The organism is Reyranella sp. (genome assembly GCF_050185545.1).
GTDB lineage: Bacteria > Pseudomonadota > Alphaproteobacteria > Reyranellales > Reyranellaceae > Reyranella.
In genome coordinates, this window is the sequence record NZ_JBFWZI010000159.1 from 14857 (window position 1) to 16997 (window position 2141).

A 2141-nucleotide genomic window follows, 5' to 3' on the forward strand; every position below is an offset into this window, starting at 1 on the left:
GCCCGCTCATGATGTGATGAGCGGGCGAGACGCCCGCGGTCCGGAAGAGCATGACCTCCCGTCGCTGAGGCGGCGACACCTCTTATGAAAATGTGCTGGGGCGCGCCACTCCAGTGGCGCGATCATCGTTGATATGGGGAAGACGCGGCACTGGAGTGGCGCGCCCTCAGCCATGAATGAGCAACTGTCATTTTCACGTCATCGTGGTGCGCGCCGGCGTGCTGGGTATCTCCTCAGCGAAGACGCTGAGGAGGAGATGGGCCCGCATTCCGTCAAATCGGGAATCGCTCTAACGTTGCGCGCATCGGTCGGGGGGCCGAATGCGTGTTCCGGAGGAGTATCCCCTGTTGGCGCGTCGAACCTTGCTTGCCGCGACCCTCGCGGCGCCGGCGGTTGCGCGCGCCGACGTCTCGGCGTGGCCGACCAAGACGGTGCGCTTCATCTGCCCGTTCGCACCGGGCGGCGGCACCGATACGGTGAGCAAGACTGATCTGCGATCAGCTGTCGCGCCGCTTCGGCCAGCAGTTCGTGGTCGACAACAAGAGCGGCGCGGGTGGCAACATCGGCACGGTGGAGCTCGCGCGCGCCGCACCGGATGGCTACACGCTTGGCCTGATCTCGGTGGCGAGCCACACGCTGAACCCGATGCTCTACGGCAGGCTGCCCTACGATCCCGACAAGGAGATCGTCTGCATCTTGCGGCTGGCGAACCTGCTCGGCGTCACGCCGTCGCTGCCGGCGAGCTCGGTCGCCGAGCTGATCGAGCTCTGCAAGGCCAGTCCCGGGAAGTACTCCTTCGCCTCGTCGGGGCCGGGCTCGTCGCTGCATCTCAGCGGCGAGCTGTTCAAGGCCATGGCGGCGGTCGACATCATCCACGTGCCCTACAAGGGCGCCGGTCCGGCCTACAACGACCTGATGTCGGGCACGGTCACCATGATGTTCGCGAACATGCCGTCGCTGCTGCCACAGGTGCGGCGCGGCCGCGTCAAGGGGCTGGCCGTCACCTCGCGCGAGCGGTCGTGGCCGGCGCTCGACCTGCCGACGGTCGCCGAGACCCTGCCGGGCTACGCCGCGACGTCGTGGTACGGCGCCGGCGCACCCGCGGCGACGCCGGAGCCGATCCTGGCCCGCCTCGAGACGGCGATCACGGAGGCGCTGGCCGAGCCGGACATCCGCAAGCGCTGGGAGACCGATCTCGGTCTCGACATGCCCCCGCCCGGGCGCAAGGGCTTCGAGGCCTTCCTCGCCGAGGACCGCATCCTCTGGGCGCCGGCGGTGAAGGCTTCGGGCGTCAGGCTGGATTGAGTAGTTCATTCTCCTCCCCAGCGAAGCCGGGGAGGAGAATGACCTCCGTCACAACACCTGCTTCACCGCCGCCAGCACGACCAGCGCGCCGATCGCCATCGCGGCGCTGCCCAGCGAGACCACCAGAAGCGCGCGTCCCGGCGTCAGGCGGCCCATGCTGGCGGCGATCCAGAAAAACGGGTCGTTGACGTGGCAGATCGCCATCGAGCCCGCGCCGACGGCCGCCGCCGCGAGGGTGCGGCCGGAGGCGCTGTCGAGGCCGAGCGCCGGCAGCATCGGCTCGACCATGCCGGAGGCGGTGAGCACGGCTGTCAATGAATTGCCCTGCATGGTCTTGACGATCGCTGCGGCGAGGAACGGCGTCAGCAGGCCAAAGCGTGGATGCAGCGCATGCTCGGCCAGCAGCTCGGCCATGCCGGTCTCGTCGAACACGCGGGCGAGCCCGCCAGCCGTGCCCACCGTAAGCAGCAACGGCGCCCAGCCGCGGCCAGACAGCGCCGACGGCTGCCAGCGTCCGGCGAACAGCACGGCGAGCGTGGTGGCCAGCGCCGCCAGCATCAGGGGCTTGCTGATGCCGATATAGAATTCGCGTGCGCCGCCCTTGCCGAGCGGTTCGCTCGGCATCTGCGCCACCGACTGCACCACCATCAGCGCCACCGGCAGCAGAACGGCGAGCCATGCCCAGCCAAGCCGGCCCGGCGCCGCCACCGCCTTGCCATCCTCGGCCGGCATCTGCCGCGACACATGCCACCAGCCGATCGCCGCCGCGATGATTGCGACCGGCAGCGCGGCCACGAGCATGGTCGAAGCGGTCGTCTTCATCACCGACGCTGCGG

General features: G+C 69.2%; 1 protein-coding gene and 1 pseudogene. One reads left to right on the top strand and one right to left on the bottom strand.

Going from position 1 to position 2141, the window contains the following annotated elements; genetic code table 11:
* Nucleotides 1-489: 489 nt before the first annotated feature.
* Entirely contained in the window at nucleotides 490-1305 is an 816-nt protein-coding gene (locus AB7O82_RS29420) for a Bug family tripartite tricarboxylate transporter substrate binding protein (RefSeq protein ID WP_428620856.1), read from the top strand.
* Between the two features lie 48 nt (nucleotides 1306-1353).
* On the opposite strand, the pseudogene AB7O82_RS29425 reads toward AB7O82_RS29420, so the two are convergent.
* Nucleotides 1354-2141 (bottom strand): annotated as a pseudogene (locus AB7O82_RS29425) (GntP family permease); the annotation flags it as partial.